This window comes from Pannonibacter sp. I15F10I1 (genome assembly GCF_900185665.1).
In the GTDB taxonomy this organism is placed as follows: domain Bacteria; phylum Pseudomonadota; class Alphaproteobacteria; order Rhizobiales; family Stappiaceae; genus Pannonibacter; species Pannonibacter indicus.
This window is the reverse complement of the sequence record NZ_FYAN01000002.1, coordinates 161,950-176,870: the sequence shown is the minus strand read 5'-3', so window position 1 is coordinate 176,870 and position 14,921 is coordinate 161,950. Positions and strand designations below refer to the sequence as shown.

General features: G+C 64.1%; 15 protein-coding genes. 6 read left to right on the top strand and 9 right to left on the bottom strand.

Annotation, left to right across the window (positions count from 1 at the left end):
- Positions 1 to 203: 203 nt before the first annotated feature.
- A complete protein-coding gene (gene rpsU, locus IF10I1_RS00755) occupies positions 204 to 428 on the bottom strand; it encodes a 30S ribosomal protein S21 (RefSeq protein ID WP_040678867.1) in 225 nt (74 codons plus the stop codon).
- Positions 429 to 823: 395 nt separating this feature from the next.
- Between rpsU and IF10I1_RS00750 the strand changes: the two genes are divergently transcribed.
- Positions 824 to 2,224 (top strand): MATE family efflux transporter, encoded by a 1,401-nt coding sequence (locus IF10I1_RS00750; RefSeq protein WP_186391761.1) that lies wholly within the window; start codon positions 824 to 826, stop codon positions 2,222 to 2,224.
- A 133-nt stretch (positions 2,225 to 2,357) separates the two neighbouring features.
- Here the strand turns inward: IF10I1_RS00750 and IF10I1_RS00745 are convergent, their stop codons facing one another.
- The 3 genes from IF10I1_RS00745 to IF10I1_RS00735 form a co-directional block, all read right to left on the bottom strand.
- The gene (locus tag IF10I1_RS00745) at positions 2,358 to 3,467 is read right to left on the bottom strand and encodes a 5-(carboxyamino)imidazole ribonucleotide synthase (RefSeq protein ID WP_186391762.1); all 1,110 of its coding nucleotides are present in this window, start codon (positions 3,465 to 3,467) and stop codon (positions 2,358 to 2,360) included.
- A gap of 6 nt (positions 3,468 to 3,473) precedes the next feature.
- On the bottom strand, positions 3,474 to 3,971 hold the full coding sequence (gene purE / locus IF10I1_RS00740) for a 5-(carboxyamino)imidazole ribonucleotide mutase (protein WP_094463533.1): 498 nt from the start codon (positions 3,969 to 3,971) through the stop codon (positions 3,474 to 3,476).
- A 130-nt stretch (positions 3,972 to 4,101) separates the two neighbouring features.
- Complete coding sequence (locus tag IF10I1_RS00735) at positions 4,102 to 4,308, bottom strand: YdcH family protein (RefSeq protein WP_019965137.1); 207 nt, start codon at positions 4,306 to 4,308, stop codon at positions 4,102 to 4,104.
- 377 nt (positions 4,309 to 4,685) lie between these two features.
- Between IF10I1_RS00735 and IF10I1_RS00730 the strand changes: the two genes are divergently transcribed.
- Complete coding sequence (locus IF10I1_RS00730; protein ID WP_026355828.1) at positions 4,686 to 4,865, top strand: YdcH family protein; 180 nt, start codon at positions 4,686 to 4,688, stop codon at positions 4,863 to 4,865.
- A 200-nt stretch (positions 4,866 to 5,065) separates the two neighbouring features.
- On the opposite strand, the gene rpmE is transcribed toward IF10I1_RS00730, so the two are convergent.
- Positions 5,066 to 5,290 (bottom strand): 50S ribosomal protein L31, encoded by a 225-nt coding sequence (rpmE, locus tag IF10I1_RS00725; protein WP_019965135.1) that lies wholly within the window; start codon positions 5,288 to 5,290, stop codon positions 5,066 to 5,068.
- A gap of 290 nt (positions 5,291 to 5,580) precedes the next feature.
- Between rpmE and IF10I1_RS00720 the strand changes: the two genes are divergently transcribed.
- Positions 5,581 to 7,380 (top strand): ABC transporter transmembrane domain-containing protein, encoded by a 1,800-nt coding sequence (locus IF10I1_RS00720; protein ID WP_186391850.1) that lies wholly within the window; start codon positions 5,581 to 5,583, stop codon positions 7,378 to 7,380.
- A 61-nt stretch (positions 7,381 to 7,441) separates the two neighbouring features.
- Here IF10I1_RS00720 and IF10I1_RS00715 read toward each other — a convergent pair whose 3' ends face one another.
- Together IF10I1_RS00715 and IF10I1_RS00710 are read right to left on the bottom strand one after the other, a co-directional pair.
- Positions 7,442 to 8,233 (bottom strand): SDR family NAD(P)-dependent oxidoreductase, encoded by a 792-nt coding sequence (locus tag IF10I1_RS00715; protein WP_050472555.1) that lies wholly within the window; start codon positions 8,231 to 8,233, stop codon positions 7,442 to 7,444.
- Between the two features lie 112 nt (positions 8,234 to 8,345).
- Positions 8,346 to 10,262 carry a propionyl-CoA synthetase gene (locus tag IF10I1_RS00710; protein ID WP_186391763.1) on the bottom strand — a complete coding sequence of 639 codons (1,917 nt, stop codon included), beginning with the start codon at positions 10,260 to 10,262 and terminating at the stop codon, positions 8,346 to 8,348.
- Between the two features lie 219 nt (positions 10,263 to 10,481).
- On the opposite strand from IF10I1_RS00710, the gene IF10I1_RS00705 reads away from it, so the two are divergent.
- A complete protein-coding gene (locus tag IF10I1_RS00705) occupies positions 10,482 to 11,258 on the top strand; it encodes a sulfite exporter TauE/SafE family protein (RefSeq protein WP_186391764.1) in 777 nt (258 codons plus the stop codon).
- An 85-nt stretch (positions 11,259 to 11,343) separates the two neighbouring features.
- Here IF10I1_RS00705 and IF10I1_RS00700 read toward each other — a convergent pair whose 3' ends face one another.
- Positions 11,344 to 11,883 carry a DUF1465 family protein gene (locus IF10I1_RS00700; protein WP_186391765.1) on the bottom strand — a complete coding sequence of 180 codons (540 nt, stop codon included), beginning with the start codon at positions 11,881 to 11,883 and terminating at the stop codon, positions 11,344 to 11,346.
- Between the two features lie 377 nt (positions 11,884 to 12,260).
- Complete coding sequence (locus tag IF10I1_RS00695; protein ID WP_050472454.1) at positions 12,261 to 12,467, bottom strand: DUF1192 domain-containing protein; 207 nt, start codon at positions 12,465 to 12,467, stop codon at positions 12,261 to 12,263.
- A 298-nt stretch (positions 12,468 to 12,765) separates the two neighbouring features.
- On the opposite strand from IF10I1_RS00695, the gene IF10I1_RS00690 reads away from it, so the two are divergent.
- A complete protein-coding gene (locus IF10I1_RS00690) occupies positions 12,766 to 13,788 on the top strand; it encodes an NAD(P)H-quinone oxidoreductase (RefSeq protein ID WP_186391766.1) in 1,023 nt (340 codons plus the stop codon).
- Between the two features lie 187 nt (positions 13,789 to 13,975).
- Positions 13,976 to 14,710 (top strand): DUF1013 domain-containing protein, encoded by a 735-nt coding sequence (locus IF10I1_RS00685; protein WP_050472456.1) that lies wholly within the window; start codon positions 13,976 to 13,978, stop codon positions 14,708 to 14,710.
- The last annotated feature ends 211 nt before the right edge of the window (positions 14,711 to 14,921 follow it).

Sequence of the window (14,921 nt, the reverse complement as noted above, 5' to 3'; positions counted from 1 at the left end):
CATGGAGGCTTCACCCTGCCGTCTTAAACACGCTTTGACAATGCCAGCCGTGCCGCCCGTTTGCCGTAGCGGTCTCAAGGCTTGCAGGCAACATAAAAAGACCGGCCGGAAATCCAGCCGGTCTTTTCAGAATCTTTAAGGCATAGCCCTCTCGCGCGCTGCGCGCCTGGCCAGTGTTTCACCAGCTTCCAGAGCGTGAGCTTTCAGTGCGTGGCGCGGCCGGGGACCAGGCCCTCGCGCTGCGCGCGCTTGCGCGCAAGCTTGCGGGCGCGGCGGACAGCTTCAGCCTTCTCGCGCGCCTTCTTCACGGAAGGCTTTTCGTAGTGGCCGCGAAGCTTCATTTCGCGGAATACGCCTTCACGCTGCAACTTTTTCTTCAGCGCACGAAGCGCCTGATCAACATTGTTGTCGCGAACCAGAACCTGCACGCGTCTGACCCTATCGTTCCACATCCCGCCAGAGGCAGGAGTGCTGTAGACATGATGTTTAGAAAGCAAGGCCTGTGGCGCGCCCCGGCCTGAAAGGCCTGTTCTCGCAGCCACCACCGCTCACTGGCGCGCGTGTTATCAGAATTTGGCCGCAATGTCCACTCTGCTTGCGCTCTGCGCCTGCGAAAGCGCCAGCCTGGTCCCGTTGCGGCAGAACTGGTTGTGCGGCGGGTGTGCCAGTATTGCGGGTGGACAGGGGCTGCCAAAGGGTCTACCTCTTTCTGCCCATCAAACAGGCATGCCCTCCATGCCGGTGGGGAGTTCCTTCATTGCACCGCCCCCGCATGCCATTGATCTGACGGGAGACGTGCCTGCCGCGCTTTCCGGAGCCTGTCATGCAGACCTCACCCCCGAATGCCCCTGCCGCTCTTCCGGCGAAGAGCCTCTGGCTCAGTGATATCCGTCCGACACTCGTGCTGGGCCTGCCACTGGCCGGTGCCCAGCTGGCGCAGATGGCCATCAACACCACCGACGTGATCATGGTGGGATGGCTTGGTGCCGTCGAGCTTGGCGCCGTGGTTCTGGCGCAGAATGTCTATATCCTGTTCTGGATGTTCGGCATGGGCGTCTGCCAGGCCATCGTGCCGCTGGCAGCGGCCGCGCGCGGGCGCAAGGATGCCCGCGCCATGCGCCGTTCCGTCCGCATGGGGCTGTGGATCGTGGCCTGTTACTGCGGGCCGGTGTGGCTGCTCCTGTGGTTCAGCGAGGATATCCTCCTGGTTCTGGGGCAGGAACCGCAGATTTCTGCGGCCGCCGGGGCCTATGTCCGGGTGATGCAGTGGTCGCTGTTCCCCGCGCTTGCGGTCATGGCGCTGCGCTCCTTCCTGACGGTCACCGGCCTGACGCAGATGGTGCTCTGGGTCACGGTGCTTTCCGCCTTCCTCAACGGGGGTCTCAACTATCTGCTGATTTTCGGCAATTTCGGCTTCCCAAGGCTGGAGCTGGTGGGGGCGGCCATTGCCTCGGTCCTGACGTCCAGCTTCGGTTTCCTGCTGCTGGCGGTTTATGTCACGCGGCACCGCCGTCTGCGCCGCTTTGCCATTTTCGGACGGATCTGGCGGCCGGACTGGCCGGATTTCTTCACGATCATCAAGGTCGGCACACCCATCGGCGCGACCATCGTGGCCGAAGGCCTCCTGTTCTCCGGATCGACACTGATGATGGGCTGGCTGGGAACGGTTTCCCTTGCAGCCCATGGCATCGCCCTGCAACTGGCGGCCATCACCTTCATGATCCCGCTGGGCATCAGCCAGGCGGGCATGAGCCGCATCGGCATCGCCGCCGGTCAGCGGGACCGGTCCGCGGTTGCCCGGGCCGGCTGGGTCACGCTCGGCCTTGCGCTCGTCTCCATGGGCTGCGCTGCCATCACCTTCTGGACGATTCCGGAGTTTCTGGTCGGCCTGTTCCTCGACAGCGGCCATCCGGATACGCCGCCGGTTCTGGCGCTGGCTGCGGTGTTTCTCGGTGTGGCTGCCATCTTCCAGCTGGCCGATGGGGCGCAGGTGGCGGCAGGCAGCATCCTGCGCGGGCTGGGGGACACGATGGTGCCCTTCTTGCTGGCGCTTGCCGGTTACATCGCCGTCGGCATGACCACGGCTTACGTGCTTGCCTTTGTTATCGGGCTGGGCGGTGTGGGCATCTGGTGGGGCCTTGCCGTTGGCCTTGCCTTCACCGCTGTTCTCGCCATCTGGCGCTTCTCCCAGCGCGAGCGGCTGGGGCTGGTGTCCAGAGGCTGATTCAAGCCCGCGTGGCGTGTGAGCCTTTTCAAGGCGTGATGCGTCAGCAGAGCAGGCTTTGGTGCTACGAAACGGAAAAAGGCCCGGCGGAGCGCTTCCACCGGGCCTTTTGATTCATGCCGCCAGCGGGATGTCAGCCACCTGCCTTCGGGCGGATGCGGTTGACGTGGCCCATCTTGCGCCCCTGCCGGATTTCGGCCTTGCCGTAGAGATGCAGCCTTGCGCCGGGCTCGGCGAGCACAGCGGCCCAGCCCTCGGCATCGGCGCCGATCAGGTTTTCCATCACCACATCGCTGTGGCGCGCCGGATTGCCCAGCGGCCAGCCTGCAACGGCGCGCATGTGCTGCTCGAACTGGGACACGAGGCAGGCGTCCTGCGTCCAGTGGCCGGAGTTGTGCACGCGCGGGGCAATCTCATTGACCAGCAGGTCCTCGTCCGCACCGGAGCCGGTGACGAACATTTCCACGCCGGTCACGCCTACGTAGCCGAGACTGTCGACCACGCGCCGGGCAATCTCCCGCGCCTTGTCCGCCGTGGCCGGCGTGACACTGGCCGGAACGGTGGAGGTCTTGAGGATGTGGTGCTCGTGGTGGTTCTCGGTGATGTCGTAGCAGGCGATGTCGCCATTGATGCCGCGTGCGGCGACGACAGAGACTTCACGGGTGAAGGGGATGAGCTGTTCCAGCACCAGATCCTTGCCGCCAAGTTTCGCCAGCGCATCGGCTGCGGTGGCGCGGTCGCGGATCATCGCCTGGCCCTTGCCGTCATAGCCGAAGCGGCGCGTCTTCAGGACGCCCTGTCCGCCGAAGCGGTCGAGCGCGGCGTTCAGATCCGCAAGGCTGTCAATGGCGGCATAGCCGGCAAGGGCAATGCCTGCGCCGGAGAGAAAGTCCTTCTCGCTCAGCCGGTCCTGCGACACGGCAAGGGCGCGCGGGCCGGGGCGGACGGGCACGAAGGAGGCAAGATGCGCCGCTGTTGGGCCGGGCACATTCTCGAACTCATACGTCACCACATCGACGCTGCGGGCAAAGGCCTCCAGCGCGGCAAGGTCCTCATAGGCCGCCTGTGTGTGCGCGGCCGCGACCTCGAAGGCGGGGCTTCCGGCTTCCGGGCAATAGATATGGCTCTTCAGGCCAAGGCTGGCACCGGCAAGGGCGAGCATGCGGCCCAGCTGGCCGCCACCGAGAATGCCGATGGTGCTGCCGGGCTTCAGGATACGGCCGTCGTCAGGAAACTGGCTCATCCGGGGTCAGGCCTCGTCGCTCGGGAAATCGGCAACGGAAGCCGTCTGTTCGGCGCGGTAGCTGTCGAGCCGGCCGGCGAGCCCGTCATCGGTGAGGGCAAGGACGGAGGCGGCGAGCAGGGCGGCGTTGACGGCACCGGCGCGGCCGATGGCCAGCGTGCCGACGGGAATGCCGGCAGGCATCTGCACGATGGACAGGAGGCTGTCTTCGCCTTTCAGGGTGCGCGATTCGATCGGCACGCCGAACACCGGCAGCGGTGTGAGGGCGGCGGTCATGCCAGGCAGATGGGCGGCCCCGCCGGCACCTGCGATGATGACCTTGACCCCGTTTCCGCGTGCGGCCCTGGCGAAGTCGAACATGCGCTCGGGCGTGCGGTGGGCGGAGACGATGCGGGCCTCATAGGCGACCCCCAGACGGTCAAGCGTATCTGCGGCGTGTTTCATGGTCGGCCAGTCGGACTGGCTGCCCATGATGATTGCGACCGGTGCGGGCCCGTTTGCCATGCTGTCTCCTTATACCAAGTCTCTGAGATGCTGGCGCATCAAGCCTTGAGAAGGCGCGGATTATAGGCACGGCAAGGCGTGGCGCAAGGCCGCAAGGGCCTGCGATCCGGCATTTTTCAGCCCCTGAGGATCAGGCGATGATATCCGGGAAAAGCTGGTCTTCCAGAATGGCGATCCGGTCGCGGATCATCAGTTTCTTCTTTTTCAGGCGCTGCAGCTGCAGGGCATCTGCGCTGCCGGTGCCGGCAAGGGCCTGAATGGCGGTATCAAGGTCACGGTGCTCCTGGCGCAGCTGCGCCAGCTCAACTCGCACGGCCTGTTCATTAGCTTCCGGCATCGCTCTCCCCAGACACAATACACGCCGGGCTCAAGTGCTCTGATCCTGGCACAAGTGCTCCCCGGCCCATCGCGCCTTGCAACTCCAATCGCGGTGGAGAAACCGTACACCGCTGCCTGCGTTTCTGCGAGCCAAATTTGCACCGGGTGGTCCCAACACATTGTGGGCGTGGACAAATTCCGGTTTTATGGTGCGGTGCAATAGAATAGAATCCCTCTATTATTCTTGTGATTTTAATTCTTACGTAAGTGTAGTTTTTATTTTGCACTGCACTATGCGCCAGATGCAGAGCGGGTCCCATGAAATGCATTCGACAAGCCGGCAAAATGTGTGGCAACATCTGTCTGTCTGAGCCAACAGGACAAGGAGCACTATCCATGTCAATGCAGTCGCATCTTGCAGAACTGGAGCGCCGCCACGCAGCCCTCGACGAAGAGATCGAAACGGCCCTGCGGCACCCGAGCGTCGACACGCTCGAACTGGCCGAGATGAAGCGCAAGAAGCTCAAGCTCAAGGAAGAGATCTTTAAAATCCAGTCGAAAGCCACGATGCACTGAGGTCTGGTCTGACCTGAAGCAACTGTGACATGACAGGAAGCATGAGCTGGCGGGGCTTCCGCCAGCTGCCAACCGGGACCGAAGCGCCAACCGGCTGAAGCGGAGCCCGCAGACAACACGAAAATCAGAAAACACGAAAAACCCCCGGCCAGTCAGGTCCGGGGGTTTTTTGATGCTTGCAAGATCTGCAGTGCTGGGGCTCAGGAGCCCAGGAAGCCTGCGAACTTGTTCTTGAAGCGCGAGACGCGGCCGCCACGGTCCATGATCTGACGGTCGCCACCGGTCCAGGCCGGGTGGGAGGTCGGATCGATGTCGAGGGTGAGCGTGTCACCTTCCTTGCCGTAGGTCGAACGGGTCATGTATTCCGTGCCATCGGTCATCACGACCTTGATGCCGTGGTAATCGGGATGGATGTTCGCTTTCATCGCCGGTCCTTTCCAGCACCTGCCCACACACCCGTGAGGGCGTTCCGGCGAGATGCAAGTCCTGAAATTTGAGCCAGCGAACGTCTTCCGCACGCGTGACCCTTGAAACATGAGGCGCTGCTATATCTCAAGACGGCAGGCAAGACAAGGGCAGGCAAACGCTTGCGGGCGCCTTTTTCCGCTTGGAATTGCCGCTGCCATGGGCCAAGTGATGGCAGGACAGGTTGACAGAGCTGACGGGCAGGCAAATGAGCGGGCAGTTTGACGGCGCAAGAGACGCAAATACGGCAATGCAGGGCGCTGAAGACGAGGCTGACGCACGCCGCCGCTCCCTGCGGCCGCTGGCGCAGCTTCTCCCCTATGTGCTGCGTTACCGCTGGATGGTTGCCGGGGCGATGGCGGCGCTGTTTGCGGCGGCCTCCGTCACGCTGGTTCTGCCTGTGGCCGTGCGGCGGATGATCGACAACGGCTTCACTGCAGGCGATCCGGCGCTGGTCAACTCCTACTTCCTGATGCTGATCGGCGTTGCGGCTGCCCTCGCGCTTGCCAGTTCCTGCCGGTATTTCCTCGTCATGTGGATCGGCGAGCGCATCGTTGCCGATGTGCGGGCGGATGTCTTCGCCCATCTGACGGGGCTTAGCCCGGCCTTCTATGACAGCGCCCGCTCTGGCGAGATCCTGTCGCGGCTGACGGCGGACACCACCCAGATCAAGTCCGCCTTCGGTGCCAGCGCCTCCATCGCCATGCGCAATCTGGTGATGTTCATCGGCGCGGTGTCGCTGATGGTCTTCACCAGCCCGCGCCTGTCCGTCATCGTGCTGGCCGCCATTCCGGTGATCGTGCTGCCCCTGATCGGTTTCGGCCGCTCGGTGCGCAAGCGCTCGCGCCGGGCGCAGGACACGCTGGCCGGTGCTTCCGCCTTTGCCTCGGAAATGCTGGGCGCCATCCGGGCGCTGCAGGCCTTCACCAGCGAAAGCGTTGCGGCAGGCAAGTTCCGCAAGGCGGTGGAAGAGGCGTTTGGCGCAGCGCGCAGCGCCATGGGTGCCAGGGCGGTTCTCACGGGCTTTGCCATCTTCATCATCGCCTCCAGCGTGGTGGCGGTCTTGTGGATTGGCGCGGGGGACGTGTTCGAGGGCCGGATGACCGGCGGAGAACTCGGCCAGTTCCTGCTCTATTCAATCCTTGCCGCCGGGGCTCTGGGCGAGCTGTCGCAGGTCTGGGGCGAGATTTCGCAGGCTGCGGGCGCTGCCGAGCGGCTGGGCGAGATCCTGCGCATCGAGCCGGTGATCAAGGCGCCTGCCCATCCCAAGCCCCTGCCAAGCCCGGCGCGCGGCGAAGTGAGCTTCGAGGGCGTCAGCTTCGCCTATGGCCACACCGGCGGTGGTCCCGTGGTGCGGGAGGTGACCCTTGACGTGAAGGCGGGCGAAACGGTCGCCATCGTCGGGCCGTCGGGGGCAGGCAAGTCGACGCTCTTCCACCTGCTGATGCGTTTCTATGACCCGGTGGCCGGCCGCGTGTGTCTGGATGGCGTTGACCTGCGCGATGTCAGCCCGCAGGCCCTGCGCTCCCGCATCGCGCTGGTGCCGCAGGACACAGTGGTGTTTGGCACTACGGCGGCGGAAAACATCGCCTATGGCCGCCCGGGTGCCTCGCTGGAGGAAATCCATGCGGCCGCCCGCGCTGCCCGTGCCCATGATTTCATCTCCGCCATGCCGCAGGGCTATGACACGGTAATCGGCGAGCGCGGTGTGACGCTCTCCGGCGGCCAGCGCCAGCGCATTGCCATCGCCCGTGCCATCCTCAAGGATGCCCCGGTGCTGCTGCTGGACGAGGCGACAAGCGCGCTGGATGCGGAAAGCGAGGTGCAGGTGCAGAAGGCGCTGGAGCAACTGATGCAGGGCCGCACCACGCTGGTCATCGCCCACCGCCTTGCCACGGTGCTGAAGGCGGACCGGATCATCGTCATGGAAGAGGGCCGCATCGTGGAGATGGGCCGGCACGCGGATCTTGTCGCCGAGGGCGGCCTTTATGCCCGCCTCGCCCGCCTCCAGTTCGACGCTAGCCGCGAGGATGCGCTGGCCGGGGCCTGAAAAAGCTGCGGCGGCGCGTTCAGGGAACGGCCGCCGCTTGTTGTGTCCGAATGCGGAAACCTCAGTCGCCGTCCGGAACGGCGACCGTGTAGTTGAGCGGCATGCGGCCGCCGTCCACGTAGAGCGTCTGGCCGGTCATGTAGGATGCGTCGTCCGAGGCAAGGAAGGCGGCGACGGAGGCAATTTCCGAAGCTTCGCCGATCCGGCCGAGCGGGGTGCGTGACAGGATGCGGTTCTTTGCGGCCTTGTCGGAATTCACCGCCGCCAGCATGTCGGTCATGATCGAGCCGGGGCCGATGGCGTTGACGCGGATGCCGTAGGGCGCCAGCGAAAGTGCCGTGGCGCGCGTCAGCTGGGCAAGGCCGCCCTTCGACACGCAGTAGGGGATCTGCGAGGGGATCGCCAGAACTGCGTTGATCGAGGACATGTTGATGATGCAGCCCGGCGTGCCGCCGGCCTCGACGCGCTCCACCATGTGGCGGGCAACGGCCTGCGACACGAGGAAAGAGCCCTTCAGATTGACCTGAATGACCCGGTCAAAATCGGCTTCCTCCAGATTGAGGAAATCGGTGCCGGCAACGATGCCCGCGTTATTGACCAGAATGTCGATGTCGCCGAAGGCATTCAGCGTTTCGGCGACCAGATTGCGCACGTCCAGCGCTTCGGCGACGTTGCAGTTGACATAGAGCACATCGCCCAGCGGCTTCAGCTCTTCGGCTGCGGCTTCGCCGGCTTCGTCGTCGATATCCGCGATGACGACCCTGGCGCCGTCGCTCAGAAAGCGCCGTGCAATGGCAAGACCGATACCGCGCGAGGCGCCGGTGACGATGGCAACCTTGTTGGTGAGGGACAAGGGAAAATCCTCGTTGTTGTGCAAGGGGTGAACCGCCCGGGAGAGGGCCGTTCCGCGCGCAACAATAGGGCCTTGCGGTCAGCCTGTCGATGGCTGACCGCGGCCCTGTGTCTCAGGTCCTTGTCAGAACACCATATTCCCTGAGGGCCGTCTCGATCTCGTCAAGGATGGCCGGATCGTCGATCGTCGCGGGAATGCGGAACTCCTGCCCGTCAGCGATCTGCCGCATGGTGCCGCGCAGGATCTTGCCGGAGCGGGTCTTGGGCAGGCGGTCGACGGTGACGGCGATCTTGAAGGCCGCGACCGGGCCGATGACATCGCGCACGCGGCGGACAAGCTCTGTCTCCACCTCGTCATGCGGCCGGTTGACGCCTGCCTTCAGCACGACGAAGCCGCAGGGCAGCTGACCCTTGAGCTGATCATTGATGCCGATGACCGCGCATTCGGCGACATCCGGGTGTCCGGACAGCACTTCTTCCATGGCGCCGGTGGACAGGCGGTGCCCGGCCACGTTGATGATGTCGTCGGTGCGCGACATGATCGACAGATAACCGTCCTCGTCGATGATGCCTGCGTCCGCCGTCTTGTAGTAGCCGGGGAACTCGTCCAGATAGGCGCTGCGGAAGCGGGCATCCGCGTTCCACAGGGTCGGCAGGCAGCCGGGCGGCAGGGGCAGCTTGATGACGATGTTCCCCAGCGTGCCGCGCGGCACCGGGTGGCCTGCGTCATCCAGCACCTGCACGTCATAGCCGGGCATGGCCACCGTGGGCGAGCCGCGCTTGACGGGGAGGATGCCGAGGCCAACCGGATTGCCCGCAATGGCCCAGCCGGTCTCCGTCTGCCACCAGTGGTCGATCACCGGCACGCCGAGCTTTTCCTCCGCCCATTGCACCGTGTCCGGATCGGCGCGTTCGCCGGCGAGGAACAGCGTGCGGAAGCCGCTGAGGTCATAATCCTCCATCAGCTTGCCGTAGGGGTCTTCCTTCTTGATGGCGCGGAAGGCGGTGGGTGCGGTGAAGAGCGCTGCCACCGAATGCTCCGAAATGACCCGCCAGAAGGCACCGGCATCGGGCGTGCCCACCGGCTTGCCCTCATAGACCAGCGTGGTGCAGCCCTGCAGCAGAGGGCCGTAGACGATGTAGGAATGGCCGACGACCCAGCCCACATCGGAGGCGGCCCAGAACACTTCGCCGGGCGCGATGCCATAGAGGTTGGACATGGACCATTTCAGCGCCACCATGTGGCCGCCGGTGTCGCGCACCACGCCCTTGGGCTGGCCGGTGGTGCCGGAGGTGTAAAGCACATAAAGCGGATCGGTGGCCTTCACCGGCACGCAAGGCACCTGACGGGCTGCCAGAAACGCGGCTTCCGTCAGGGCGCCGAAGTCGCGGTCGCGCTCCTGCGAAATCTCTGCGGCAAGCTGCGGGCGCTGGATGACGAGGCAGAACTCCGGCTTATGCGCCGACTGGGCGATGGCCGCATCCACCAGCGGCTTGTAGGCAATCACGCGGCCGGGCTCGATGCCGCAGGAGGCGCAGATGATGGCCTTGGGCGCGGCATCATCAATGCGGGTGGCCAGTTCATGGGCGGCAAAGCCGCCGAAGACCACGGAATGAATGACCCCCAGGCGCGCGCAGGCCAGCATGGCCATGGCTGCCTGGGGAATCATCGGCATGTAGAGAATGACGCGGTCGCCCTTGCCGATCCCATGGTCCTGCAGCACGGCTGCCATGGCCTGAACCTGGTCGAGCATTTCCTGATATGTATAGGCGGCCTGCGTCCGGGTGATGGGGCTGTCGTAAATCAGGGCTGTCTGTCCGGCACGGCCGCGGGCCACGTGCCGGTCGAGGCAGTTGTAGCAGGTGTTCGTCTCGGCCCCGGCGAACCAGCGGCCATAGGCGCCTTCCTGTGCATCGAAGACCTTGTCCCAGGGCCGGAACCAGTCGATCTCAGCCGCCGCCTGCGCCCAGAAGGCCTCCGGATCGCGTTTCCAGGCATCATAGGTTTCATGATAGCGGCTGGCGGCCATGGCTTGTCCTCCCAGACAGTTCGGCGGTTCCATCCCTTGCGGCCGGGGCAGGCTTGTGCCTTGCCGGGCCGCGTGGCGGAGAATGTCGCAGCTTGCGCTGCACAAGCAAGAGGGCGGCTGCTTAGACATTCGCAGGGGCGTGGGTTTACTTAACCTCTTTGGCTATGCTCCAAAGAGTGGCCCCAGTTTCGGGGGCACAGTCCCGCCGGAAGCCTCATCATGTTCCTGTCTCCGATATCCGATCCGCTGTTCTATGCCGTGGCCATTCCGGCCGTCATCCTTGCCGGGCTGGGCAAGGGCGGCTTTGGCGGGCCCATCGGCATGCTCGCCGTGCCGCTTATGGCGCTGGTCATTCCGCCCATTCAGGCGGCTGGCATCATGCTGCCGGTGCTGATCGTGATGGATGGCGTGAGCCTTGCCGCCTACCGGGGCACGTTTGACCGCAGGGCCATCGCCATTCTGCTGCCTGCGGGTATTCTGGGCGTGGGGCTGGGCTGGCTGACGGCGGCCTTCGTCGAGAACGCGCATGTGACGCTGCTGGTCGGCGTCATCTCGCTGGCTTTTGTGGCCGACAGGTTCCGCCCGGGACGCAGGGGAGGCGGGGCGCTGCCGCATAATCTGCCCTCTGGGGTCTTCTGGGGCACGGTCTCCGGCTTCACCAGTTTCGTCAGCCATACGGGCGGGCCACCCTATCAGATCTACATGGTGCCGCGCGGCCTTGCTCCGGCGCTCTTTGCGGGCACGGCCGTCATCTTCTTCACCACCGTCAATGTGGTGAAGCTTGTTCCCTATTTCCTGCTGGGCCAGTTCGATGCGGCCAATCTGGCGACCGCAGCGGTGCTGCTGCCGCTGGCGCCTCTGGCAACGCTGGCCGGCTGGCGGCTGACGCGGATTGTCCGCCCGCAGCTCTTCTACGGCGTGGTCTATGCCGTGATGGCCGTTGTCGGCACCAAGCTGGTCTGGGATGGCCTGTCTGCGCTTACCGGTGCAGGCTGATCCGGGCCTGATGCAGCCGCTGTTCCGGAACGGCACGGTGCCTGTCCCGGAACGGGCCTGAGAAGGGAAGGGGAAAGTCCGGCTCTCAGCCGGCCTTGCCGAAGGCCGCGAAGATGCGGTCGATCTGCTGGGCCACCGGGTTTTCGGCCGGAACCGGCTCTTCCGGCTTTTCTTCCACCGGATAGAGCATGGCGTCCAGATGCTGCACCCGCTCCTGCAGACGCACGGAGCGCAGGATCAGGTCCTGCAGGCGCAGCGGCAGGGCATCAAAGGAATTACCCGAATTGGCGCTGCTCAGGCGGTCGAGGCGCACGCGATTCTTGTCGGTGCTGGCCTGATCAGGCGACATCTCGCCTTCGTTGACCGCGCGCTGCAGCAGCAGCCAGGAAGCGAGCTGCATGAGGCGCGTCGTCAGGCGCATGGATTCGGTGGCATAGGCAAGCGAGGCAGGGCGCTCCAGCCGCTTCGATTCACTGCGGCCGTTGCCGTCCAGATAGGCGGCAGTCTCTTCCACGAGAGCCATGCCCTCATGAAACAGTGCCTGGAACTGCTGGGACGCGGCAAGGCGGTCTGCGAAGCTGACCGTTTCCGGCACGATGCTGAGCTTCCTGGTTTCGTCCGTCATGGGTTAACGCCTTCTCATTTGACCCCGGTCCTTTTCCGGACCAGCCATCCGCTTCTGTTCCGATTTGAAACGCGCGGATTTCTTGACAGGATGAAGAGCAACTGCCGTGCCAGCCGCTGTGCCCATGGCGCTGCGGTGAACCGAATCCCTGCTTACAATGTCACGATGGCGAAAAAAAGAGCCGCGCGCGCGCGGCTCGAAGTCATTAACAGGGAGGCGTCAAACAGAGTGGACAGGAGCCACTCAGGAATCCAGATAACTGGACACTCACAGTTATCTCCCGGAAGGCTTAATATGGCGTAAATGAATAAAATTTTAATGATGCCGTTCCGTTAGCCACCTTTAACGGTCTGGTGATGCTGGGATTTTTTCTCACCTCATGAGGATGATGGCTTGAACAGCGCATCGGCTGCTGCACGAACACCGCTTCTGGCGTCAATTTCCCGCTGAAGACGGACGATCTCTGCTTGCAGGTTGGAGATCTCTGTCTGCAGCTCGGCCACGGACAGACGCGAGAGATCACTGCCCGGAACAAAGACCGCCGAAGCTGCCTTTGGTGCTGCCCAGATGTTGTCGTCACTCATCTGCCTTCTCCTCCTCTTTCTGCCGTGCCTTGCAGGCGCAGTGGCACAGGCTGGCACGGCGGGTGTGGCCCATTCCGGAACAGGTCCCGATCTGAAACCCTCTCCGCCGCGCTTGTGCCAGCGGACAAGAATAGGACAGGGCGCGGCGTCTGTCAGTCTTTCAGGAGAGACCTTGCATGTGAGGGGAGGGCAGCCTTGCGTGCGATTTCCGGGAAAACCGGTTTCCACTTTCGCCGGACAGACTCTACAGTGCCGGGCGAGAGTGTGAACCGCTTCAGACAGATACAGGGAGATTGCCATGTCCGCCATTCCGTCCAGCATTCCGCCCGGCCTGCCGCAGGAGATGACCGTGATGGCGATTCCGGTTCCCGGCGGGCCGGATGTGCTGGCGCCGGAGAAGCGGCATCTGCCGGTGGCACAAAAGGGCGAAATCCTCATCAAGGTCGAGGCGGCGGGCGTCAACCGGCCGGATGTGATGCAGCGCATGGGGCTCTATCCGGCCCCCAAGGGCGCGTCCGACCTGCCGGGCCTTGAAGTGGCCGGCACGGTGGTGGACCGTGGCCCGGGCGCCGAGCGGTTCAACATCGGTGATCAGGTGACGGCGCTTGTGGCGGGGGGGGGCTATGCCGAATACTGCAAGGTGGACGAGCGCCACGCGCTGCCGGTGCCTTCCGGTCTTTCCATCGTGGAAGCTGCGGCTCTGCCGGAGACCTTCTTCACCGTCTGGAGCAATGTGTTCGACCGGGTGGGGCTGAAGGCCGGGGAACGCTTTCTGGTGCATGGCGGCACCTCCGGCATTGGCACCACGGCAATCCAGCTGGCCAAGGCCTTTGGCGCCGAAGTCTTCACCACCGTGGGCTCGGAGGACAAGCGCCAGGCGGTGCTGAAGCTCGGCGCGGATCACGCCATCAACTACAACACCCAGGATTTCGTCGAGGAAATCGGCCGCATCACCGGCGGGGCGGGCATTCATGTCATCCTCGACATGGTGGGTGGCGATTATGTCGAGAAGAACTGGCAGGTGGCGGCCATCGAGGGGCGTATCTGCCAGATCGCCAATCTCAACGGGGTGGCCATGGAGGTGAACTTCAACCGCCTGATGATGAAGCGCCTCATTCACACCGGATCGACCCTTCGCCCGCGCGACAATGACTTCAAGGCGGCGATTGCGGCGGCGCTTGAGACTCATGTCTGGCCGCTGATCGCAAATGGCACCATCCGGCCGGTGATGGATTCGACTTTCCCGCTGGAGCGGGCCGCCGATGCGCACCGGCGGATGGAAAGCTCCGGCCATATCGGCAAGATTGTCCTCACCGTCTAGGCGGCGATGGTGGTGCCGTCTGACGTTGCGGCAGAAAAGGTCGAGATTCTTTGAGGCAGGCGCGCTTGCGCGTTTGCCTTTTAAGCCGTCTCAGCCTATATTGTGGTCAATCTCCCATTCATTCGAACATGGAATACCGCTTTTTCGCCTTGCCGGGCGGAGAAGCCGACAGGAGGATTTTACACCGATGTCGAACACGCCTCTTATGCCGAAGGCCACTGCCGTCTGGCTGGTGGACAACACGGCGCTGAGCTTCACTCAGATCGCCGCCTTCTGCAAACTGCATCCGCTGGAAGTGAAGGCGATCGCCGACGGTGAAGCCGCACAGGGCATCAAGGGTCTGGATCCGGTGATGACCGGTCAGCTCAGCCGCGAGGAAATCGAGCGTGCGCAGCGTGATCCGAACTATCAGCTGAAGCTGCAGGGTTCCAAGGTCGTCGTGCCGGAAAGCAAGCGCCGTGGCCCGCGCTACACCCCGGTGTCGCGCCGTCAGGACCGCCCGAACGCCATTCTCTGGCTGGTGCGCAACCATCCGGAGCTGAAGGATGCGCAGATCATGCGCCTTGTCGGCACCACCAAGCCGACCATCGCCGCCATCCGCGAGCGCACCCACTGGAACTCGTCCAACCTGACGGCATCCGACCCGGTGACGCTGGGCCTGTGCAGCCAGCTTGAGCTGGACATGGAAGTGGAAAAGGCCGCCAAGAACGCCCCGCCGCGTCCGGAGACCGATTACACCGAACTGCTGGCTCCGGTGGAAGACACCACGAGCGAGGAAGCCATCGCCGCCGCCTTCACCCGCGACCGCCCGCAGCGCGAAGTGGAAGAAGAGATCGACGCCGATGCGGTCTTCGCCAAGCTCAACGCGCTCAAGGGCTCGAAGAAGAACGACGACGAGGAAGAAGACGACTACCGCTTCTGAGCCGTCAGCGTTTCGCGATCATTCAAGGCCGTCCCATTGGGACGGCCTTTGTTGTTTGGGGGGGAGCGGGGAAGACCACGCAACGGGTCTGCACCAACGCGGTGCCGGATGGCTCCACATCTCCGGCGTCGCCCCGGACGCAGCGGAGCGGAGATCCGGGGCCTACTCGTTCGCAGAGCGGTGAGGGTGAGGCGAGGGGCTGAGATACGCA